The organism is Alkalicoccobacillus plakortidis, from assembly GCF_023703085.1.
Taxonomy (GTDB): domain Bacteria; phylum Bacillota; class Bacilli; order Bacillales; family Bacillaceae_D; genus Alkalicoccobacillus; species Alkalicoccobacillus plakortidis.
This window is the reverse complement of record NZ_JAMQJY010000001.1, coordinates 1,142,478-1,162,573: the sequence shown is the minus strand read 5'-3', so window position 1 is coordinate 1,162,573 and position 20,096 is coordinate 1,142,478. Positions and strand designations below refer to the sequence as shown.

The window sequence follows — 20,096 nt, the reverse complement described above, 5'->3', positions numbered from 1 at the left end:
CTTAATTGCCTCCAGTAGAAAGGAATAGCAGTTCCTCTTCATTTGTTTCTGCGGTTATTCGTTCCTTTACAATATGCCCATCGTAAAGAACATAGGTACGATCTGTCATACCGATGATATCTGATAGTTCACACGAGGCGTAAATGACCGCTTTTCCTCTCGCTGCGAGTTCTGCAATTAATTCAAAAATATCCTTTCTGGCCCCAACATCAACACCTTTAGTTGGTTCATCAAAAAGGTACAGGTCTGCATCAGCGACTAACCATTTGCCGATCGCGACCTTTTGTTGATTCCCGCCAGAAAGATTTTTGACCAATGTTTCAGCTTGAGGTGTTTTGATCCCAAGAGCTGAAATCATCGTTTTAGCACTCGCTTGTTCTTTTTTGAAATTCCAAAAACCAAATCGCTTACTGAAGCTTCCTAGATTGGCAGCTGATAGGTTAGTTAAAACAGATTCATTAATTAGGACGCCTTCTTTTCGTCGTTCTTCAGGCACAAAAGCCATTCCATGAAAAACGGCATCATAAGGAGAGGAAATGACAACTGGCTTTTTGTTAATCAAAAGTGAGCCGGATGTCATCGTAGAAGCTCCAAAGAGTAGCTTGCAAAGCTCGGTTTTTCAGCTCCAACTAGGCCAGCTAATCCAAGAATTTCTCCTTTTTTAACATGTAGGGATACATGATTAATTTTGCTGCCATCTGATACTGAATGAGCTTCTAAAAATGTGTCACCCATCTCGGAAACTCTGTCTGTAAATTGCTGGCTTAAAGGTTCTCCAAGCATTTGCTCAACGACTTGGTCAATTGACGTATCAGGAATAGGTCTTGATGAAACTACTTGCCCATTCCTCATAACCGTAATGATATCGCAAATTTCAAACAGCTCAGGCAAACGATGCGAGATGAACACCACTGCTACGTTTTTGCTCTGTAGATCTCGTACAATCCGAAACAATTGCTTGGTTTCAGAAAGACTTAATGGGGCTGTTGGTTCATCTAGGATCAATAGCCGACAATCTGTCAAAACGGCTCGTGCAATAAGAACCATTTGTTTTTCTGCAAGCGTGAGCTCACTCGCTAACGTTTTAGAAGAAACATTGATACCTAATGAATCGAGAACCTCTGAAGCTTTTTTGTGAACAAGACTCCAATGAATAAAGGCGTTCTTGTTCTGACTAGAACCAAATGTATAAAGGTGTATGTTCTCAGCGACCGTTAAGTATGGAACTAATCCAGCATCAACTTCCTGATGAACAATTTGGATACCATGCTTTTGCGCATCCTTTGGTGAATGGATCGAAACATGTTGTCCGTCAATTAGAATGGTGCCGTCGTAATGACTTTCTGAACCAGACAGTACTTTCATTAACGTTGATTTTCCCGCGCCATTCGCACCAATTAGTGCGTGTGAAGAGCCGCCGCTTACTTCAAAAGAAGCCTGATCAAGCGCCTTGACTCCCGGATAAGAAACGGAGATCTTTTCCATACGTAGCTTCATCAAATCACCTATTATTCGTTATGTTCTTTTAATATAGTCATCCATTCTTCTTCAAACGCGTCTGATTCACCCCAGTTTGGAATGACCTCAGCTAATGAGACCATATTGACGTCATCATCTGCTTCTAATAATTGCTTCCGAGAAATGAGCGATGCTTCTAAATCATAAAATTGAGGTGTTTCTTCACCGGCTAGCTTTTTGGCAAGAATTCGTAGGTTGATAGAACCAATTAACTTAGGATCAACGGCTGCAGTATAATCCCATGTGCTATTTTCCTGTTGCATGATTTGAAGGTCAGCATTTGATACATCAATTCCATAGATATTGATTTCATCTCGTCCTGCTTCATCAAGTGCACGTGCTGCTCCAATTGCAAAGGCATCCCAAGTCGCAAAAATCGCATCGATTTCACCTTCAGGGTACTTATTAAGTAACGCAGCTACTGCATTTTGAGTTTGGGTAGAAGTATCTTCTGCGGCAACACCAAATCGCTCCAATTCATTAAGTCCAGGTTGCTCAGAAAGAACCTCCTGATAGATTGAATCGCGTCTTACCATTGGAGGGAAACCATCAACCCATAAGTAGAGAATATTTGCCTCTCCATCAAAATCTTCAACTAGTTGATCAAGGGCTAGTGTTGCAAGCTCCTCATCATCTTGGGAGGTGAGTGTCACACCATCAATCGATTCTAAATCACTATTGGAATCAAACGTTACAACCTCAATCCCTTTATCAACAGCTCGTTGTACGGCATCTACGGTAGCGGCATCATCACCATGTGAAAGAATTAAGCCGTCATAATCGGCATCTATTGCTTGAGATATGGCGTCATGATAACTTGCTGTATCCCCATTTGCGGTAAATACATCGACATCAAAACCTAACGCTTCACCTTCTTCTTGTACTCCGGCCAAATATTGAGCAGTATGGTCATCTCCACCAATCTTGCGAATGACCTTTATTTTGGCGCCTTCACCTGTAGCGAATCTCTCAGGTACTCCGTCTAATTTGACATCTGCTTCGGCTTGCGAGGACTCACTATCACCACATCCAGCAAGTACAATTACAGCAGCAGCAGTCATTCCTAATGTTTTAACCCCAAATCCTTTTATCATGGTCATCTCTCCATCTATTAAAATATAAAAAAGCCTCTTTCGTTTAAGAAAGAGGCGGAATGCTGTGATTCAACCTCTTATCTTTCAGACTCGGGAAGAGTCTGTTGGATGTAGCACCGTGCCTTAAAACCTTAAAGGTTTTCATCATATTAGTAGAATGATGATTAGGTCGGTTGCCGGGCTTCATAGGGCCAATTCCCTCAGCCAACTCTCGATAAGAGTGTATATAAAGTTGTGTGTACTCTTAATCATTTTTTCCCAATAAGAGTAATTGGTATAAATAATACGAGGGAATTTGTACGTTGTCAATAGATTCTGATAAAATGATTATTACTAATTGACAGAATAGAATCTCACTGTCATAATCCATAGTATATTTATCAACATTACATATGTATCACTCTTATGAAGAGCTGGTGGAGGGACGAACCCGATGATACCCGGCAACCTGTTTTGGCTTTTTAGCTATTCAAGGTGCTAATTCTCACAAGGTTACCTTGGTAGATAAGAGGACAAGAAATGGGTACACTGTCCTCTTCCACTAGAAGAGGATTTTTTTGTTATTGAGGTAAGGGGGAACTGAACAAAATGAGTTTTGTAACGGCAACATATCGAGTATACGATCAAAAAAAAGATCTTCACAAAAAAGCAGAATCCATTGCCCTTGGGTTAACGATTGGATCATGGACACATTTACAAGCGCTTGAAAAAAAGCAGCTTGAAAAACACAAAGGTGAAGTTGTTGAAGTAATAGAAGAGAAAAGCACAGATATAGCCAATCGATTATTTGGGGAAGAACGAAAAACGGGCCTCATAAAAATCGCGTATCCACAAGCCAACTTCTCAGCCGATCTACCAGCCATTTTAACAACGATTTTTGGAAAGCTATCTCTCGATGGTGAAATCAAGCTAGTAGATATTGATTTTACTAGTGATCTAGAAAAAGCTTTCCCTGGACCGCAATTTGGAATAGAAGGTATTCGTAGTCAGCTTCAGGTCTATGAGCGGCCGCTTGTGATGAGTATTTTTAAAGGGATGATAGGAAAGGACATGACGGAATTTAAATCTCAGCTAGCTGATCAATTGCTAGGTGGAGTCGATCTAGTAAAGGATGACGAGATTCTATTTGATAATCCATTAACCCCTTTTTCAGATCGAGTTCAAGCTGGTTCTAAGATTATCAAAGAGGTGTATGAACAGACAGGTGAACAAAAGCTGTATGCGGTTAACCTAACTGGTCGAACGTTTGACTTAAAAGACAAAGCAAAAAGAGCAGTCGAGCAGGGAGCAACGGCCTTATTGTTTAATGTATTTGCATACGGATTGGATGTTTTGCAGGCATTAGCAGAGGATCCGGATATTCACGTTCCAATTATGGCTCATCCAGCTGTTTCTGGAGCCCTTACGGCGTCACCTTTTTACGGAATATCTAACAAAGTACTTTTAGGTAAATTGTTACGATTAGCCGGAGCGGACCTTGTTTTGTTTCCGTCTCCTTACGGTAGCGTTGCCATGGAAAAGTCGGAAACGATAGATATTAAACAGGCATTAACAGAGGAACGAGCTCTCAAAAAAGCCTTTCCGGTTCCATCGGCTGGGATTCATCCTGGTTTGACGCCACTTCTAATTCAGGACTTCGGCATTGATTCAGTAATTAACGCAGGCGGTGGTATTCACGGTCATCCAGGTGGAGCAAGAGCAGGTGCTAAGGCCTTTCGAGATGCGGTTTCAGGAGTACTTGCTACTCAATCATTATCTGATGCGGCAGCTAAATCACCAGAACTGGCAAAAGCACTTGAGTTGTGGGGTAGTCCAACATGACACAGATTGCAGGTAAAGACCCAATCATCTTCTGTGACTTTGATGGCACAATTACAACAAAAGATAATATTATTGGGCTTATGAAACACATAAATCCTCCAGGCTTGGAAACGATTAAGGACGACATTTTAGCTGAACGGATCTCGATTCGTTCAGGCGTCGGTCAGATGTTTAAGTTAATTCCAGTTGAACGCAAACAAGAAATCATAGAGTTTGTGTTAAGCCAAGCGGAGATTCGGGATGGATTTTCTGATTTTTTAACGTATGTTCGAGAAAAGAACATTTCATTAAAAATCGTAAGTGGAGGCATTGATTTTTTTGTGGAACCCATTCTTAAGCCATTTGCACTGTTGCCTGATTTGTACTGTAATGGCAGTGATTTTGATGGCCGTACTATACAGATTACGTGGCCACATAGCTGTGATGAGTTCTGTTCAAATGATTGTGGTTGTTGCAAACCATCAATACTTAGGCAGTATTCAGATCAAGAGTTTTATAAGATTGTCATTGGTGATTCAATAACGGATCTACAGGCGGCAAAGGTAGCGGATGAGGTATTTGCATGTGATTCATTCCTATTAGAAAAATGTCGTGAGCTTTCACTTAATCATTCGTCTTTTACTAGTTTTCATCAGATTATCGAAAAACTTGATTCAAAGCTGGAGGTGCACATGTAATGAGTACAACACAAGCTGTTTATGATTCGTTATGGAGCGAGCTTGCGGATATTAAGGATGAGTTGGCTGCAAGAGATTGGTTTCCTGGTACAAGCGGTAACCTTTCTATAAAGGTTAGTCATGACCCATTACGTTTTCTAGTTACAGCAAGTGGTAGGGATAAACGAAAACGTACACCAGAGGATTTCCTTTTAGTAAATGAACAGAGTCAATCTATAGAGCAGACAGATTTAAAGCCATCAGCTGAAACGGTTCTCCACCAACGAATCTATGAAAAAACAGATGCAGGCTGTTCATTACACGTTCATACCATATCGAACAATATCATTTCCGAACTTTATGCTGAACAGGCAGAGATTACTTTTCAAAATCAAGAATTAATCAAAGCATTTAATATCTGGGAGGAAGACGGCTCCATCACCATTCCCATTGTACCTAATTATGCAGACCTTGGTCAGCTAGCTGAAGCAGTAGCCGAGCAAATACGGCCAGGTATCAAAGGAGTATTAATCCGTAATCATGGCATTACAGCCTGGGGCCGTAATGGATTTGAGGCAAAAAAACATTTAGAAGCACTTGAATTTTTATTTGAGTATCACTTGCGACTTAAACAACTAAATCTTTAGGAGGATGATTAGAAATGGCAGTTATTCAGATTCGTAATACAGGAGAAGTCATTAAAGGTGAGGCAGAGGTTAGAGCCTTTTTAGAAAGTCAGGAAGTTCTATATGAATATTGGAATCCTGAGAAACTTCCAGAAGCTTTGCAAAACGAGTGCCACTTAAATGATGAAAACAAAGAACAAGTGCTTGCTACATTTGACGAAGAAATTCGTTCTTTGGCCGAACGTCGTGGCTACAAAAATTGGGATGTCATTGCTTTAAATGAAGATACACCTGATTTGGATGCGCTTTTGAAAAAATTTGAGCAGGTCCACACGCATACAGAAGATGAGGTCCGTGCCATTACAGCAGGTTCAGGAACCTTTGTAATAAAAGGTGAAGAGACAGGTTACTTTGATGTTAATCTTTCACCTGGTGATGTGATTTCTGTACCTGTTAATATCCCGCATTTCTTCACGTTATCAGAAGAACGCCAAGTTGTAGCAGTGAGACTATTTATTGATGCAGAAGGCTGGGTTGCACACAAATTCGACGATCCAGATTTCCAAAAAGCAAACTAGAGAATGAAACGAGCAAAACGACCAACGATCCTAACCGGGATCGTTGGTCGTTTTGGTTTTTCGCAAAGATACTGCTTAATTTGAAACAAACCCTATTTCTTTAAGTGTTTTTGATTTCTGTATATACTAGACAAGCAAGATGATTGTTAGTAGAAGGAGTGTACAAAATGTTTAGAACAAAAGAAGATTTTTTACAAGAATGGGCTGTAGAGAAAGATTTAACGATTAAAGTATTAGATTCACTTACAGATGAAACATTAGGACAGTCAATTGTAGAAGGTCACAGCTCACTTGGTTGGTTAGGATGGCATTTGACTACAACCATTCCATTTTTCGCATCCGTAGTTGGCATCAAAAACCTTGAAACTCAAACAAAAGAAGTGCCAAATCAAGCAGCAACGATTTTAGACACTTATAATAAAATCAGCTCAGATCTTCTTAAAGAAATAAAAGCGGAATGGACAGATGAAGATTTCTCAGAAGTCATTGATTTCTTCGGTTCACCTAGTCCAAAAGGCCATGTATTACGTATGCTTACAAGTCACCAAGGTCACCATCGTGGACAAATGACAGTTTTACTTCGTCAAGCGGGACTTCCAGTACCTGGAATCTATGGTCCGACGATTGAACAACAACAGAAATAAGAATAAAAGTGCTATCAAAAAACGAGCGAGTATCTAAAGGATGCTTGCTGTTTTTTTTTGATTTTGTTGTGATGATTTAGGGGGAGCGATGGAGTGTGAAAGTGGAGCAATGGAGCTCGGAATGGAGCGATGGAGCCCAGATTGAAACGATGGACAGCAAAAGTGAAACGATGGAGCCCTGATCGAAACGATAGACAGCAAAAGTGAAACGATAGCCCTCAGATCGAAACGATAGAAGGCAAAAGTGAAACGATAGCCCCCGGATCAAAGCGATAGTCTACAACTATGAAATCGATAGAAACCCATAACCCCTATTAAATAGTATCGTCTTATTCAAAGGAGTAAGTCTTTTTTAATTTCAGAACTTTCTTCTCACCGCTTTGTTTTGGCTTTGTAAACTCACATAAATGATTACGCTTACTTTCTCTTTACACAATCTTTACATTCAGATCATAACAACTTAATAGAACAAGCTTATACTTCAGTTGAAAGAGGGGCGTAACGCCCAGTAAATATTTGGAGAGAAAATGGGAGGTTGTTACTTTGAAAATGAAAAAGCTTCTTTTATTCATGATGTTAACACTAATGCTTGCAATCGTCGCTGCTTGTGGAAGTAATGATGATGACACAACTGATACAGGATCAGCTTGGAGGAGATTCAGATGCTGGTGGAGAAGAGGCACCATCTGAAGAAGCTGAAGGTCAATTAGTTCTTTCTGGTTCAAGTGCAATTCAACCATTAATGGCTGCCGGTGCAGAAGAGTTTATGGCAGAAAATGCAGGTGCTGACATTCAAGTTCAAGCTGGTGGATCGGGTCAAGGTCTTAGCCAGGTAGCAGATGGTTCAGTAGATATCGGTAACTCGGATGTATTTGCAGAAGAAAAAGAAGAAATTCCAGGAGATGAGCTTGTTGATCACCGTATTGCAGTTGTAGGTATGGGGCCGGCTGTTCATCCAGAAGTAGGCGTTGAAGATATCTCTTCTGAAGATTTAATTAAAGTATTTACTGGTGAAATAACAAATTGGTCTGAGCTTGGTGGAGAAGATGTTGAAATTACTCTTGTAAACCGCCCAGATTCGTCTGGAACACGTGCAACATTTGTGAACTATGCGTTAGATGGTGCTGAGCCAGCTGAAGGAATCACAGAGGATTCTTCCAATACAGTGAAACAAATTCTTTCTGAAACTGAAGGTGCAATTGGTTACCTTGCTTTCTCTTATTACAACGATGATTCAGTACTTCCACTTAATTTAGATGGTGTAGAACAAACGGATGAAAATGTAACAACTGGAGAATATCCAGTATGGGCTTATATGCATTCTTATACAAACGGAGAGCCTGAAGGACTAGCAAAAACATTCCTTGATTACATGATGAGCGAAGATGTTCAACAAGAAATCGTTCCTGGTCTTGGATATATTCCTTCAACAGATATGCAAGTAGAACGTGATGCAGAAGGAAATCAAACAGACGTACAATAAAATCATTTAATAGGCTGAGAGAAGATCGGGACATATACAAAACCGATGTTCTCCGGCCTTTATCTTATATATCTTTTGCAAGGGGGCCATTGTTATGGCGGCACAGCAGCAGACTGTCCACGACCGTTTATTAAAGAAAAACAATCGCAATGCAGAGAAAATTGAGCGCAAAGGGAAAATTATTGTTTATGGATGTGCCTCAATTATTATATTAGCTACTATTTCTATTACACTTTTCCTGTTGACTAAGGGGCTTCAGGCATTTGTGGTGAATGGAGTAAATCCAATCAGCTTTTTAACAGGCTTGGATTGGAACCCAACCCGAAGTGAAGCAAATGGTGGACCGGTATACGGTGCACTCCCGTTTATTTTTGGTTCTTTTGCAGTAACGATATTAGCTGCTTTAGTAGCTGCTCCGCTTGGGGTTGGGGCTGCTATATACATGATCGAAATTGCTCCGTCATGGGGTAAACGAATTTTACAGCCAGTCATTGAGCTGCTTGTAGGTATTCCTTCTGTTGTATACGGATTTATCGGTTTAAGTGTGATTGTTCCATTTGTTCGTCAATATGTTGGTGGGCAAGGTTTTGGTTTACTAGCTGGGACGATTGTTCTTTCGGTTATGATCCTACCAACAATAACGAGTATTGCAACAGATGCATTACGAACTCTACCAAATGGTTTGCGTGAATCGTCACTAGCCTTAGGAGCCACACGTTGGCAAACGATTAGACGAGTGCTTTTACCAGCTGCTTGGCCAATGCTACTTACAGCTATAGTGCTAGGTATGGCTCGTGCATTTGGTGAAGCTCTTGCTGTTCAAATGGTAATCGGAAATGCTCGTACAATAGCTGAATCCTTAACTGATCCTACAGCTACATTAACAACAATTATTACGTTAAATATGGGACACACGGTACAAGGCAGTGTAGATAATAATGTCTTATGGTCACTTGGTTTAATCCTGCTTGTGATGTCGTATATCTTTATCCTAATTATTCGATTCTTATCATCTAGGAGGTCATTTTAATGAATACAAAAATGACTGATAAACTCGCAACAGGTGTATTTACTTTAATTGCAGGTATTATTGTAGCCATTTTAGCTGGATTATTAGGCTATATCTTTTATAAAGGATTCGGTGTGATTTCCTTTGATTTCTTAACCAATCCACCAAGTTCATTCCGTGCTTGGGGGCGGAATTGGACCTCAACTATTTAATTCCTTTTACATTTTATTTCTAACGATGGTTTTCACGGTACCTCTTGGTATTGGTGGAGGTATTTATATGGCTGAGTACGCGAAGCCTGGTAAAATTACAAACTTTATTCGTACATGTATAGAGGTTTTGGCTTCTCTTCCTTCAATCGTTGTTGGGATGTTTGGACTATTATTGTTTGTATCTATTACAGGCTGGGGTTACACAATCATTGGTGGAGCACTTGCACTTACAGTCTTTAACCTTCCTGTTATGGTACGTGTGTGCGAGGATGCCATAACTAGTGTGCCACGCGATCAAAAAGAAGCAAGCTTTGCACTTGGCATTACACACTGGGATACGATCCGTACAGTCATCTTGCCAGCGGCTTTCCCATCGATTCTAACTGGAGTCATTTTAGCATCTGGTCGCGTATTTGGTGAAGCGGCTGCCTTACTTTTCACAGCTGGTTTAACAACACCACGATTAAACTGGATGAATCTGAATCCTTTTAGTGAAACATCACCACTTAATATCTTCAGACCAGCTGAAACGTTGGCTGTTCATATTTGGAAGGTAAATACACAAGGACTTGTTCCAGATATTCGTGAGATTGCCGATGGAGCATCAGCTGTGCTCATCATTGCGGTTCTATTGTTTAACCTGTTTGCAAGATGGTTTGGTAAAAGACTTCATAAAAAATTAACAGCTTCAAAATAATAAGGGGGCCTTCACATGTCCATTGTAACGGCAGAAAAACAACAGGTGGAGAGTGAAACAAACGCTTTGAATACGAGTCAGATTTTAACGGTTAAGGATTTAAATATTTACTACGGAGAGAACCATGCTGTCCAGGAGCTTTCATTAGATATAGATAAACAGGCTGTTACGGCACTAATAGGACCTTCAGGCTGCGGGAAATCAACCTTTTTACGTAGTATTAATCGAATGAATGATCTGATTTCAATTGCACGTAATACTGGAGAAATCCAATACCAAGGGTTAAATCTCCTTTCAAAAGAAGTAAATGTAGTCGCACTTCGTAAGGAGATTGGAATGGTATTTCAACGTCCGAATCCATTTCCAAAATCAATCTATAACAACTTGACTCATGGTCTTAGATTCCATGGTATACCTAAAAAAGAGTGGAAAGAACGGGTTGAAGACTCTTTAAAAAAGGCAGCGTTGTGGGATGAAGTCAAAGACCGTTTACATGAGTCTGCACTTTCCCTATCTGGTGGACAACAGCAACGTTTATGTATCGCGCGGACTTTATCGATGAAACCAAATGTCTTGTTATTGGATGAGCCGGCTTCAGCACTTGATCCAATCGCAACAGCGAAAATTGAGGAACTAATCCTTGACCTGAAGAAAGACTATACGATTGTTATTGTGACACACAACATGCAACAGGCATCACGTATCTCAGATAAAACAGCCTTTTTCTTTAACGGCCGTTTAATTGAGTACAATCAGACTGACAAGTTATTCTCTAATCCAGATGAGAAGCAGACCGAGGATTATATATCTGGACGATTTGGTTAAGGGGGACTCAGAATTGACTATGACAGTGGAGAAACAAGCACAGGCGCTACAAGCCGTTTATAACGTAAAGGATTTTAATCTTTGGTATGGAACAAATCATGCATTAAAAAATGTTTCCTTTGATATAAATGAATCAGAAGTAACTGCAATCATTGGACCTTCTGGTTGTGGGAAATCAACATTTATTAAAACTCTTAACTTAATGATTAACATGAATCCAAGTGTAAAAATGTCAGGGGATATTGTTTACAAGGGTGATAGTCTTTTGACAGGTAAACCAGACCTAGTAGATCTCCGGAAAAAGGTAGGCATGGTATTTCAAAAACCTAACCCATTCCCAAAATCAATTTATGAAAATGTTGCATACGGTCCACGAGTTCATGGCATCAAAAAGAAACAAAAGCTTGATGAGTTAGTTGAACAAAGCCTTAAGGATGCTTTTTTGTGGGATGAAGTAAAGGATCGTCTCCATACTAATGGCTTGGGACTATCAGGTGGACAGCAACAGCGTTTGTGTATTGCAAGAGCACTAGCTACAACTCCTTCCGTTATATTAATGGATGAGCCAACTTCTGCTCTTGATCCAATTAGTACATCAAAAGTAGAAGAACTAATTGATGAGCTACGCAAATCTTATACGATTGTGATCGTTACTCATAACATGCAACAGGCAGCACGGATTTCTGACAAAACAGCCTTCTTCTACATGGGTGAGCTGATGGAGATTGGAGATACAAATAAAATCTTTACAAACCCTGATAACAAAAAAACAGAGCAATACATCTCCGGACAATTTGGATAAAAATAGGTTAGGTCAATTTAAAAGGGGGTTCCAATATGCTACGTAGTTCGTTCCATCAACATATGGAAGATGTAAAAGCCCAAATCACAAACCTTGGCGCAGAAGTGCTGCAACAGTTTGATCGGGCCATTGAAGCATTTGAAAAGTCAGATCTTGATCTTATGAACACAATTATTGAGTACGATACAAAAATCAATGAGTATGAATTACAAATTAATAACGAGGTATTCCAACTCATTGCCAGACAGCAACCAGTAGCCACTGATTTGCGCAATCTAATTGCTGCGATGAAAATTGCAGGTGATTTGGAGAGAGTGGGAGACTTAACGGTTGATATGGCGAAGGTTTCTAAACGAATTGATAAAGCTAGTTATGCCGAGAAAAAACAAGAGCTACTTCAAATGGCCGGCGATGCGCGCAAAATGATGAAAGAATCACTAGAATCATTCCGCACAAAGAACCTAATCGTCGCACAAAAAATGGCTGCATTAGACGACAAAGTCGACGCACAATTTGGTCACTTTATCAAAGGGCTTTTTAAAAATGGAACAACAGAACAAGACGCCGAGCAATTAACCCAGCTCGCATTTATCGCTCGCTACATCGAACGAATCGCAGACTACGCCACAAACGTAGCCGAATGGGTTATCTACGAATCAAACGGAGAGCATTTTGATCTAAATTAGGTCAATTACATCCCTGGACTTAATGGGACAGAAGTATACGAGTTACCTATGAAGACGAACGATCCTAAATCTAGGATCGTTTTTTTTTCCGATTAAAGTAATGAAAGTGGGGTGTGCAGTCATGTCGCTCCCGTCCCGGTAGCGAAGCCGAAGAATCTAATAAAAGTTATCCTCATGCCCAAAGATCTTCCTCCTTAATTTTACAATCAAACCTACTCTTTTTTGTGTATGTTTCTAGCCGTTATGATACACTTTTATCACAAGCATTTGATTAGATAGAAAGATGGGTTCATTCAGCTGAAAGGGCCGTCTACTTAGCTAGATAACATGTAGGAGGATCAACTTGAACGCTCAAATTTTTCTATTATATTACAAAGTTCATATAGGAACATGGTTGCTGCTTCTCATTGTTTTCGGCATTCTTTTTCTCTTATACAAATGGAAGATACCATTTGCTAACCGAATACTGCGTACCACGATATGGCTTTTGTACCTTGCTCAAATCTTATCAGGAGCCGCTATCTTATATACCTACAAATTCCAAGCCCAGTACATAATAAAAGGAATCATTTCACTAATATTGATCTATGCAATGGAAGTGATCTTGAGAAAAACCAAACGTAACCGAAGTGGGACATCCGCTTATTGGTTTATTTGGTTCACAGCCCTTTCAATCGTACTGCTGTTAGGATTTAATGTAGGAATCAATAACTAAACATTGAGTAGAAAAGAGGAATACAGGATGAAGTGGGTAAAAAAAACATTTAACGAATTAAACACAGAAGAACTTTATCACATATTACAAGAGCGGGTGAATGTGTTTGTTTTTGAACAGAACTGTCCATATGAAGAAGTAGATGGAAAAGATCAAGAAGCCATTCATTTACTCGGATACATAGATGACCAAGCTTGTTGCGTATTCCAGACTTTTTCTTCCATCGTCAGAAAGAGAACATGCATCAATAGGACGAGTACTTGTTAAAAAAGAATTCCGAGGTTCAGACAGCGGAAAAGAATTAATGAACCAAGCCATTAAAACACTAGAAGAAGCCTACGATCAAAATACCATTCAAATACAAGCACAATATTATTTAGATCGTTTTTATCGTTCATTTGGATTTACACCTATTTCCGAAGTATATCTATTAGATGATATTGATCATGTTGATATGCTACGAACAAAAGGAGAGTAAGTGCATGGCTACACAATCTGTTTTTGGTACAGCCTTACATGAGATCGGAAGCTTAGAACGTATCAAACAATATGCACATGTGATGCAAGAGCACAAGTCAACAATCATGTATCTTATGCCATCTAGCTCTTGGTTAAAAGAAGCTAGATCTTCTCATTATCCGTTAACATTTGGAACATTTGATGATTTAGCTAGCTCTATGATCAAACATAAAAACATGGCGTTTCTTTCTTTAACGGAACAAGAAAGAACGCTTTTTTTTCAACGAATTCTTGAACAACAATTACAAGTAGATGCACGATCACCAAAGGAAAAAGCACGTGCTTACGCAGATACATATGGTCAGTTAAAAAGGCTTGGACTTTCAATTGACGCGGTAGAAGAATCATTTAAAGACTGTATGCCTACATTTCGTGCGTATGAACAGCTGTTAGAGGACTATGGTGCCATTGATCCTGAAAACAAGCTTCTTTTAGCAGCGTCACTTTTACAGCAGAAAAAAGAGATTCCAGATTGGCATGTTGTTGTCGATGGCTTTTATGATTTTAGTCCTTTGCAATTTAAACTGATAGAGGCGTTGTACCAAGCAGATATTCCTACTACCATTTATCTTCCTCATTACGCCCCGTTAGACATAGTAGATGAAACGGTAGCTGACTTACAAAAAATCGGATACGATACATCAGGTTTTGCTATTGTGCCAACCCAACGAATAGCCACAAGTGTTTCACTAGTAAAAGCGACTACTGTAAAGGAACAATGGACAGGTCTTACCCAAGATATCAAGTCCACCTCCGACACTGCAGGTGTGGTACTTACAGCAGAGGACCGGGATGAATGGCGAAGAGCTGCTGATGAGGAGCAGCTGCCGATTACACATGCTGTCACCAAAAAACTGAAGCAAACAACCGCCTATAAATTGTTAGAACATATGCTTCAGACTGGGTATGATCAAAAACAAAACGAAGCACTTGTTTTAGATCTGCTCTCTTTTTATGGTGTAGCAGGCACTGCATTTGCCAAAGCCAAATACATGTTGAAACGAACTGGTCAAACTGGACTTCAAGACATTGAGGAAAAACGGGACCAGATCAACCAGGTGGATTGGGCGAAGCAGTCTGGGTTTATTGATTATCTTGACAATCTACTACATCGAATCGATGAGTTGGAATTAGCAGACTGGATAGAGAACCAGCTTGCGGAAGCTAAGAATTTAAAAGATATTGAGCATTTGAAATCAGAACAAAAAGCGTTAGCGACAATCAAGCAAACGATTGATCGAAAAGCACAGGAATATCGCCATTTTAAAATGGATACATTTACCGTTTCAAATGACTATATGGAGCAATGGATTAAAGATACCCTGCAAGACAAAGAGATTAGCTTAAAGCAGGGTTTGCGTACAGGCACGGAAGCATATACATGGCAGCATGTCGCGCAGTTTCCAGGTCGTACTTTATATATACCTTCTATGGGTGCAGATCAATTCCCTGGGGGCTATTCGTTAGCCGGTTACATACAAGAATCGGACTTATACAAATATGATATCCCCTATGGAAAACCAAGTCAGGCGCATTTTCGTAAAAAGCAACAAGCGTATTTTGAACAATTATTTTATATCGCGGAGAAATTAGTCTTCAGTTATATAGAAGGCGTGGATCCAAATCATCCGTTATTGCCGTCTATTTTTCTGGAATCAGTTCCACCGGTTGGGAAATGGTCATTTGAAATGAGAATGGCGAAAGATCAAGCGAGTCATGTAATTGAACAGCAGGAGATGCTTGCTTATTGGAGAGGTCGTCAATATCAGGTAGATGACCTACCAGAGGATTTTCAACTAGTAGAGCAGCATCTTAGCCGATTACAGTCTGGTGAGGAACCTATTTCAATGGATACTACAGATCGTCTTAAACAACAAGCTTCTGTAGCAATCACGGCGCTAGAGAGCTATGCTCGCTGTCCGATTCGTTATTCCTTTGAACGTCTGCTTCAGGTTAAAGAGCCTGAAACAGAAGAAACAGGTGTTTCCTTTATATTAATTGGAAATCTCGTACATGAATTGATTGAGTGGTTATATAAAGAGCTAGATGTTATTGGTCGACCTTTTTCTATGCTAAGTGAAACAGAGAAAGAAAAGGCACCACAGATGATTCAAGATAAAGTAGAAAAAGAATGGTTACTTATTGAAGCAGAAAGTCCTCATGTGTCAAAACTTGAATTAAATTTACTTAAACAACAATGGCAGACAAGATTGCTAGAGTGGTGGAAGGCAGAACGCAAGCTGTTCTGGGACAATGAAAAGCTCGCCAATATGTCGATTACCTCCTTAGAGCGACCTCTTCACATGGAGTTAGCCATCAGTGAGGCAGAAAGAATTATTCTTAAGGGAAAAATTGACCGTGTGGACCAATTAGACCACGAGTTTGTGATTTATGATTATAAAACTGGACAATCCTCTTTAAAAATGGAGGAGGAAGTGAGAAACGGACTAAAGCTACAACTGCCACTATACAGTTATATTCTAAGAGATTTGCTTGAAAAACAGACAGGCGTTTCTCACCAGGCTATTGGTGCGTCTTACATAACACTAAGAGCACCGGGCAAACGGAGTAACAATGGAATATGGCATGAAGCTGAAGTCGGCAAGCAGTCTCGTTTTTTAGTGAACTTTCAATGTAAAAACCGAGAAAATGAGTTAGGTACACAGGAGTTTCTAGATAAATACGAGTTAGAAGATAAAGTGCGGAATTTATGGACGGGCATGACGAGCGAATTCCCGGTTAAACCATTAGATTGCAAGGATAGCTGTCCATACGGTCCAATCTGCCGTGTGTCGGATGAGCAGAAGGAGGCCAATGCAATTACATGAGTATGACATTTAATGACCAACAAAAAGAAGCGATTTTTTCTACTGAACCACTCGTTGTTGTTGCTGCAGGTGCTGGTTCCGGAAAAACAAGAGTATTAACTGAACGGGTTATGTATCTGTGTGAACGTGCTTTTCTAGAACCTGATTCACAGCATGGAGCTGAGATCACAGAGATTTCAGCTATCACGTTTACAGAAAAGGCTGCACGAGAAATGAAACAGAGAATTAGAGGCAGTTTAGAAGAAAAGGTTCAAGATTCAAAATCAGATGAAGAGAGAACCTATTGGGCCAAACAAAAAGAAGCGCTTGGATCGCGCGGTTATTTCTACATTTCATAGCTTCTGCCAAAGACTCTTGAAGCAGTATGCCTATCAAGCAGGGCTACCTGCCTCGTTTCAAATTTTAGATGATGTGGATGCCAATTTATTAAAACAAGATGTCTTTCAAGCTTTATTTGATTCTGTAGAGTTTTTTCGACAAGCAGAGCCGTTTATTCATTCACTTGGAAAAGATCAACTTGTTGTATATCTCACACAGGTTTATGACCAGATACGAGAGCTGGAACCAGGAGAGAATATTGTACAAACCTTAGAAGCAGATGATATGTGGAGTTTACAGGCTAAAGCGAAAGAAGGAGAAAGTGTTCGTCAATTAGAGGAATTTGAGCAACAAGCAAAGCAAGCAATTCAAAGCTTTCCGACATCAGGATTGTCAAAAGCAAATCAAACACATGTTGATCGAATGACTGCTTTTTTTAGCCAGTCAAGGGATGTAACAGATGATGCATATGTTAATCAACTACTAGAAAATATGCCATCAAGAGTAAATAAAAAATGGCAGGAGGACATACCAAGTCTATTAAACCTTTTTGAAAATAGCTGGAAACCCCTTAAAGATCGTTTGAAGCAGAGCACCGAGCCGATTAGTAATGAGGATTCGAAGCATTATCTTACACAATTTATTCAACTCATTCAGGCCTTTGATACAGAGTATTCTAATCAGAAGCTATTCCGTGGAGGTCTTGATTTTACAGATCTTCAACAGAAGGCCCTAACACTACTTGAGAATAATGAGATTCAATTAGCTTGCAGGGAAGAACTTAAACATATGATGATTGATGAATTCCAGGATACAAATGCCTTGCAGCTTGAGGTTCTTAACCGAATTCAGCCGAACTATCGTTTTATTGTAGGGGATACTAAGCAATCGATCTATCAATTTAGAGGTGCAGATGTCACGATCATGAATGATTTGGAGCATACTGCGGATACAAATGATGGTAGTCGAAGAGTGTTAATGAATACCAATTATCGAACGGTTGAGCCAATTGTTGCGGCAGTGAACACACTTTTCTCAACAGCGATGGCCGAAACGCAGACTTACTCGTATCAAACTCTATATCAATCCCTTAAAGCACACCGAGACCTTCCCGAAGTGTCTGAGCATGCAGTTGAACTATTGACGGGAGAATTAGATGAGTATGACCTCATAGCAAATCGTATGCTAGAAATCATCAGAGAGAAAAAAGAGGTTGTCCATAATGGTGATGAGTGGCAAGCTGCATCTTGGAAAGATATGGCCGTATTAATTCCTACTAGAACACATCTACAAAAACTTGAAAAGTCATTAAAAGAGGCTCAAATTCCATATGAGGTGCAAAGTGGTATAGGTTTTTATGAACGACGTGAGGTTGTGGATTTTCTTATGTTATTAAGATGGATTCATGAGCCTTATGAAGACTTTTACGTATTAGCTTTACTTAGAAGTCCGTTATTTGGATTAACGATTGACGATTTTCTAACGATACAAAACGCATGTAAAGAACATCAGTCAATCGGTGAGTATATCTGTTTTGATGAGCAGTTTTTTGACGAACATCCCCACCTCATACAAGCAATAAGTAAGCTTAGAGCTTGGATGGACCAATGGATTCCGTTTCAGCCAGTACCCGCTTTAATAGATGGCTTGTACCAGCTTTTTGAGCAGAGTGGATTAAAAACCTCGCTTCTTATGCAAGCTGGAGGCCTACAACGCGTCAGGAATGTAGAAAAACTCATTGATATATTGGTGAATGAGCAAGAACCTGACTTAACCGCCTTGCTTGAAGCGATTCAACAACGTATAGAGTGGAGCGCAAAAGAAGGGGATTCGACGATTGAGCGAGCGCAAGGAGATGCGGTTACGATCATGACTGTGCATGGATCAAAAGGCTTGGAATTCCCGATCGTCTTTTTGCCACAGCTACATCAAAAGCCACAAGGTGAAAAAGGAAAAGTACGATTCCATTCAACGCTCGGAGTAGTAATGAACCTTGAAACAGAAGATCAAACAATTGAAACACCTGGTTACCATATAGCAAAAGCAGAAGCTAATGATAAAGCTATTGAAGAGGCCAAACGTTTATTTTATGTGGCGACGACAAGAGCTCGGGACAAGTTAGTTCTCGTAAAAGCAAATAATCAACCAAGCCAAAACGACTTGGTTAGAAATGATTGAACAGGCAGATGTCAATTCTTTAAATGGAACATGGTATCAAGAGAGAACCTCAGAAAAAAGTGAGGTTTGGCAAAATGATTTAATTGGAGTATATAACACTCCAGCTGTTCAACAGGAGCATACATTGCTGCCAGTTCCACTATCTGTTAGCCAAGTTGTAGCCTATTCGAATGATCCAGAGCAGTTTATCAATCAATATGTAAAAGTACAAAACCCTACAATGAAAGACAATCTGAGCGTGACAAGCACTCATGGTTTAGCGGCTAGTCGTCTCGGAACTTATGTACACCGCGCCTGTGAACTATATGATTTGGGATGGGCGCTTAAAGAATCGGTTGACCTAACATTAAAAGAACTAGAAGGTGACTCGATTTATCAAGAAGAAATGCTAAAACTGGTTACTGTTTATGCAGGATTGGAGTTAGGAGAGGCACTAGAAAATGAATGGGCTTTTTCATTAGAGGTAGAAGGCGCAGAATTAACGGGAATCATTGACCGGGTAACAGTGATAGATTCAAAACTCTGTCTATTAGACATCAAAACCAACTCTCTTGAGAATTCAGGAGTAGAGTTAATTAATCGCTATAGAGCGCAGCTTATTTTATATAAATGGGCGTACGAACAAAAAACGGGACAGTCTGTATCAGGCTTATTTCTAGTCGTATTAAGAGATCACAATCAACAGCTTCATGAAATTACGGTAACAGAATCTCAAGAGGATGAGGTTCGCGAAGCAGTTCGTGAATTAGTTAAATTAAAAACTACGTCAACAACTATTGAAACCTACACACATTCATACCGATATAAGTAACAGGAGTAATAGTAGACTTTTTTATCGCTAAAAAAGTCTTAGGTAGAATGAATAGAATGAGGTGGACGTAGTTTTG

At 39.8% G+C, this 20,096-nt stretch carries 16 protein-coding genes, 3 pseudogenes and 2 riboswitches; of the genes and pseudogenes, 17 read left to right on the top strand and 2 right to left on the bottom strand.

Features of this window, described 5'->3' with window-relative positions; all coding sequences use genetic code 11:
- Position 1: 1 nt before the first annotated feature.
- Positions 2-1,497 (bottom strand): annotated as a pseudogene (locus NDM98_RS06325) (sugar ABC transporter ATP-binding protein).
- Between the two features lie 11 nt (positions 1,498-1,508).
- Positions 1,509-2,612, bottom strand: coding sequence for a sugar ABC transporter substrate-binding protein (locus NDM98_RS06320; RefSeq protein ID WP_251605476.1), 1,104 nt, complete (start codon positions 2,610-2,612; stop codon positions 1,509-1,511).
- Positions 2,613-2,686: 74 nt separating this feature from the next.
- Positions 2,687-2,833: riboswitch (SAM riboswitch) on the bottom strand.
- Positions 2,834-3,012: 179 nt separating this feature from the next.
- A riboswitch (SAM riboswitch) is annotated at positions 3,013-3,123 on the top strand.
- Positions 3,124-3,200: 77 nt separating this feature from the next.
- On the opposite strand from NDM98_RS06320, the gene NDM98_RS06315 reads away from it, so the two are divergent.
- The 17 genes and pseudogenes from NDM98_RS06315 to NDM98_RS06235 all read left to right on the top strand — a co-directional run bounded on the left by NDM98_RS06315 (position 3,201) and on the right by NDM98_RS06235 (position 20,020).
- Positions 3,201-4,433, top strand: coding sequence for a 2,3-diketo-5-methylthiopentyl-1-phosphate enolase (locus NDM98_RS06315; protein ID WP_251605474.1), 1,233 nt, complete (start codon positions 3,201-3,203; stop codon positions 4,431-4,433).
- Positions 4,430-5,110 carry a 2-hydroxy-3-keto-5-methylthiopentenyl-1-phosphate phosphatase gene (locus NDM98_RS06310; protein ID WP_251605471.1) on the top strand — a complete coding sequence of 227 codons (681 nt, stop codon included), beginning with the start codon at positions 4,430-4,432 and terminating at the stop codon, positions 5,108-5,110. The genes NDM98_RS06315 and NDM98_RS06310 overlap by 4 nt, the downstream gene beginning before the upstream one ends.
- Positions 5,110-5,736, top strand: a complete 627-nt coding sequence (locus NDM98_RS06305) for a methylthioribulose 1-phosphate dehydratase (protein ID WP_251605469.1) — start codon at positions 5,110-5,112, stop codon at positions 5,734-5,736. The genes NDM98_RS06310 and NDM98_RS06305 overlap by 1 nt, the downstream gene beginning before the upstream one ends.
- 14 nt (positions 5,737-5,750) lie before the next feature.
- Positions 5,751-6,293 (top strand): cupin domain-containing protein, encoded by a 543-nt coding sequence (locus tag NDM98_RS06300; RefSeq protein ID WP_251605467.1) that lies wholly within the window; start codon positions 5,751-5,753, stop codon positions 6,291-6,293.
- A 167-nt stretch (positions 6,294-6,460) separates the two neighbouring features.
- Positions 6,461-6,937 carry a DinB family protein gene (locus tag NDM98_RS06295; RefSeq protein WP_251605465.1) on the top strand — a complete coding sequence of 159 codons (477 nt, stop codon included), beginning with the start codon at positions 6,461-6,463 and terminating at the stop codon, positions 6,935-6,937.
- A gap of 543 nt (positions 6,938-7,480) precedes the next feature.
- Positions 7,481-8,420: pseudogene (locus NDM98_RS06290) on the top strand (phosphate ABC transporter substrate-binding protein).
- A 94-nt stretch (positions 8,421-8,514) separates the two neighbouring features.
- Entirely contained in the window at positions 8,515-9,450 is a 936-nt protein-coding gene (pstC, locus tag NDM98_RS06285) for a phosphate ABC transporter permease subunit PstC (RefSeq protein WP_285803888.1), read from the top strand.
- A pseudogene (pstA, locus tag NDM98_RS06280) lies at positions 9,450-10,338 on the top strand (phosphate ABC transporter permease PstA). Before pstC ends, pstA begins: the two are co-directional and overlap by 1 nt.
- A gap of 15 nt (positions 10,339-10,353) precedes the next feature.
- Positions 10,354-11,163 carry a phosphate ABC transporter ATP-binding protein PstB gene (gene pstB, locus NDM98_RS06275; protein ID WP_251605463.1) on the top strand — a complete coding sequence of 270 codons (810 nt, stop codon included), beginning with the start codon at positions 10,354-10,356 and terminating at the stop codon, positions 11,161-11,163.
- A gap of 19 nt (positions 11,164-11,182) precedes the next feature.
- Positions 11,183-11,965 (top strand): phosphate ABC transporter ATP-binding protein PstB, encoded by a 783-nt coding sequence (pstB, locus tag NDM98_RS06270; RefSeq protein ID WP_251608982.1) that lies wholly within the window; start codon positions 11,183-11,185, stop codon positions 11,963-11,965.
- 35 nt (positions 11,966-12,000) lie between these two features.
- The gene (phoU, locus tag NDM98_RS06265; RefSeq protein WP_251605460.1) at positions 12,001-12,651 is read left to right on the top strand and encodes a phosphate signaling complex protein PhoU; all 651 of its coding nucleotides are present in this window, start codon (positions 12,001-12,003) and stop codon (positions 12,649-12,651) included.
- Between the two features lie 343 nt (positions 12,652-12,994).
- Positions 12,995-13,366: a DUF1516 family protein gene (locus tag NDM98_RS06260; RefSeq protein ID WP_251605458.1), complete on the top strand. Its 372-nt coding sequence runs from the start codon at positions 12,995-12,997 to the stop codon at positions 13,364-13,366.
- Between the two features lie 184 nt (positions 13,367-13,550).
- Positions 13,551-13,844: a GNAT family N-acetyltransferase gene (locus NDM98_RS06255; protein WP_307728694.1), complete on the top strand. Its 294-nt coding sequence runs from the start codon at positions 13,551-13,553 to the stop codon at positions 13,842-13,844.
- A gap of 4 nt (positions 13,845-13,848) precedes the next feature.
- Positions 13,849-16,713 (top strand): PD-(D/E)XK nuclease family protein, encoded by a 2,865-nt coding sequence (locus NDM98_RS06250; protein ID WP_251605457.1) that lies wholly within the window; start codon positions 13,849-13,851, stop codon positions 16,711-16,713.
- A complete protein-coding gene (locus NDM98_RS06245) occupies positions 16,710-17,051 on the top strand; it encodes a UvrD-helicase domain-containing protein (protein WP_251605456.1) in 342 nt (113 codons plus the stop codon). Before NDM98_RS06250 ends, NDM98_RS06245 begins: the two co-directional genes overlap by 4 nt.
- Positions 16,981-19,209, top strand: a complete 2,229-nt coding sequence (locus tag NDM98_RS06240) for a UvrD-helicase domain-containing protein (protein ID WP_251605455.1) — start codon at positions 16,981-16,983, stop codon at positions 19,207-19,209. The genes NDM98_RS06245 and NDM98_RS06240 overlap by 71 nt, the downstream gene beginning before the upstream one ends.
- On the top strand, positions 19,202-20,020 hold the full coding sequence (locus NDM98_RS06235) for a PD-(D/E)XK nuclease family protein (RefSeq protein WP_251605454.1): 819 nt from the start codon (positions 19,202-19,204) through the stop codon (positions 20,018-20,020). Before NDM98_RS06240 ends, NDM98_RS06235 begins: the two co-directional genes overlap by 8 nt.
- The last annotated feature ends 76 nt before the right edge of the window (positions 20,021-20,096 follow it).

Bases quoted from the DNA above. Each gene is read 5' to 3' on its own strand.
- NDM98_RS06245 (WP_251605456.1), top strand. From the start codon at position 16,710: ATGAGTATGACATTTAATGACCAACAAAAAGAAGCGATTTTTTCTACT.
- NDM98_RS06300 (WP_251605467.1), top strand. From the start codon at position 5,751: ATGGCAGTTATTCAGATTCGTAATACAGGAGAAGTCATTAAAGGTGAG.
- NDM98_RS06235 (WP_251605454.1), top strand. From the start codon at position 19,202: ATGATTGAACAGGCAGATGTCAATTCTTTAAATGGAACATGGTATCAA.
- NDM98_RS06315 (WP_251605474.1), top strand. From the start codon at position 3,201: ATGAGTTTTGTAACGGCAACATATCGAGTATACGATCAAAAAAAAGAT.
- NDM98_RS06240 (WP_251605455.1), top strand. From the start codon at position 16,981: ATGAAGAGAGAACCTATTGGGCCAAACAAAAAGAAGCGCTTGGATCGC.
- pstB (WP_251608982.1), top strand. From the start codon at position 11,183: ATGACAGTGGAGAAACAAGCACAGGCGCTACAAGCCGTTTATAACGTA.
- NDM98_RS06255 (WP_307728694.1), top strand. From the start codon at position 13,551: ATGACCAAGCTTGTTGCGTATTCCAGACTTTTTCTTCCATCGTCAGAA.
- NDM98_RS06305 (WP_251605469.1), top strand. From the start codon at position 5,110: ATGAGTACAACACAAGCTGTTTATGATTCGTTATGGAGCGAGCTTGCG.
- NDM98_RS06310 (WP_251605471.1), top strand. From the start codon at position 4,430: ATGACACAGATTGCAGGTAAAGACCCAATCATCTTCTGTGACTTTGAT.
- NDM98_RS06250 (WP_251605457.1), top strand. From the start codon at position 13,849: ATGGCTACACAATCTGTTTTTGGTACAGCCTTACATGAGATCGGAAGC.
- pstB (WP_251605463.1), top strand. From the start codon at position 10,354: ATGTCCATTGTAACGGCAGAAAAACAACAGGTGGAGAGTGAAACAAAC.
- NDM98_RS06320 (WP_251605476.1), bottom strand. From the start codon at position 2,612: ATGATAAAAGGATTTGGGGTTAAAACATTAGGAATGACTGCTGCTGCT.
- pstC (WP_285803888.1), top strand. From the start codon at position 8,515: ATGGCGGCACAGCAGCAGACTGTCCACGACCGTTTATTAAAGAAAAAC.
- NDM98_RS06295 (WP_251605465.1), top strand. From the start codon at position 6,461: ATGTTTAGAACAAAAGAAGATTTTTTACAAGAATGGGCTGTAGAGAAA.
- phoU (WP_251605460.1), top strand. From the start codon at position 12,001: ATGCTACGTAGTTCGTTCCATCAACATATGGAAGATGTAAAAGCCCAA.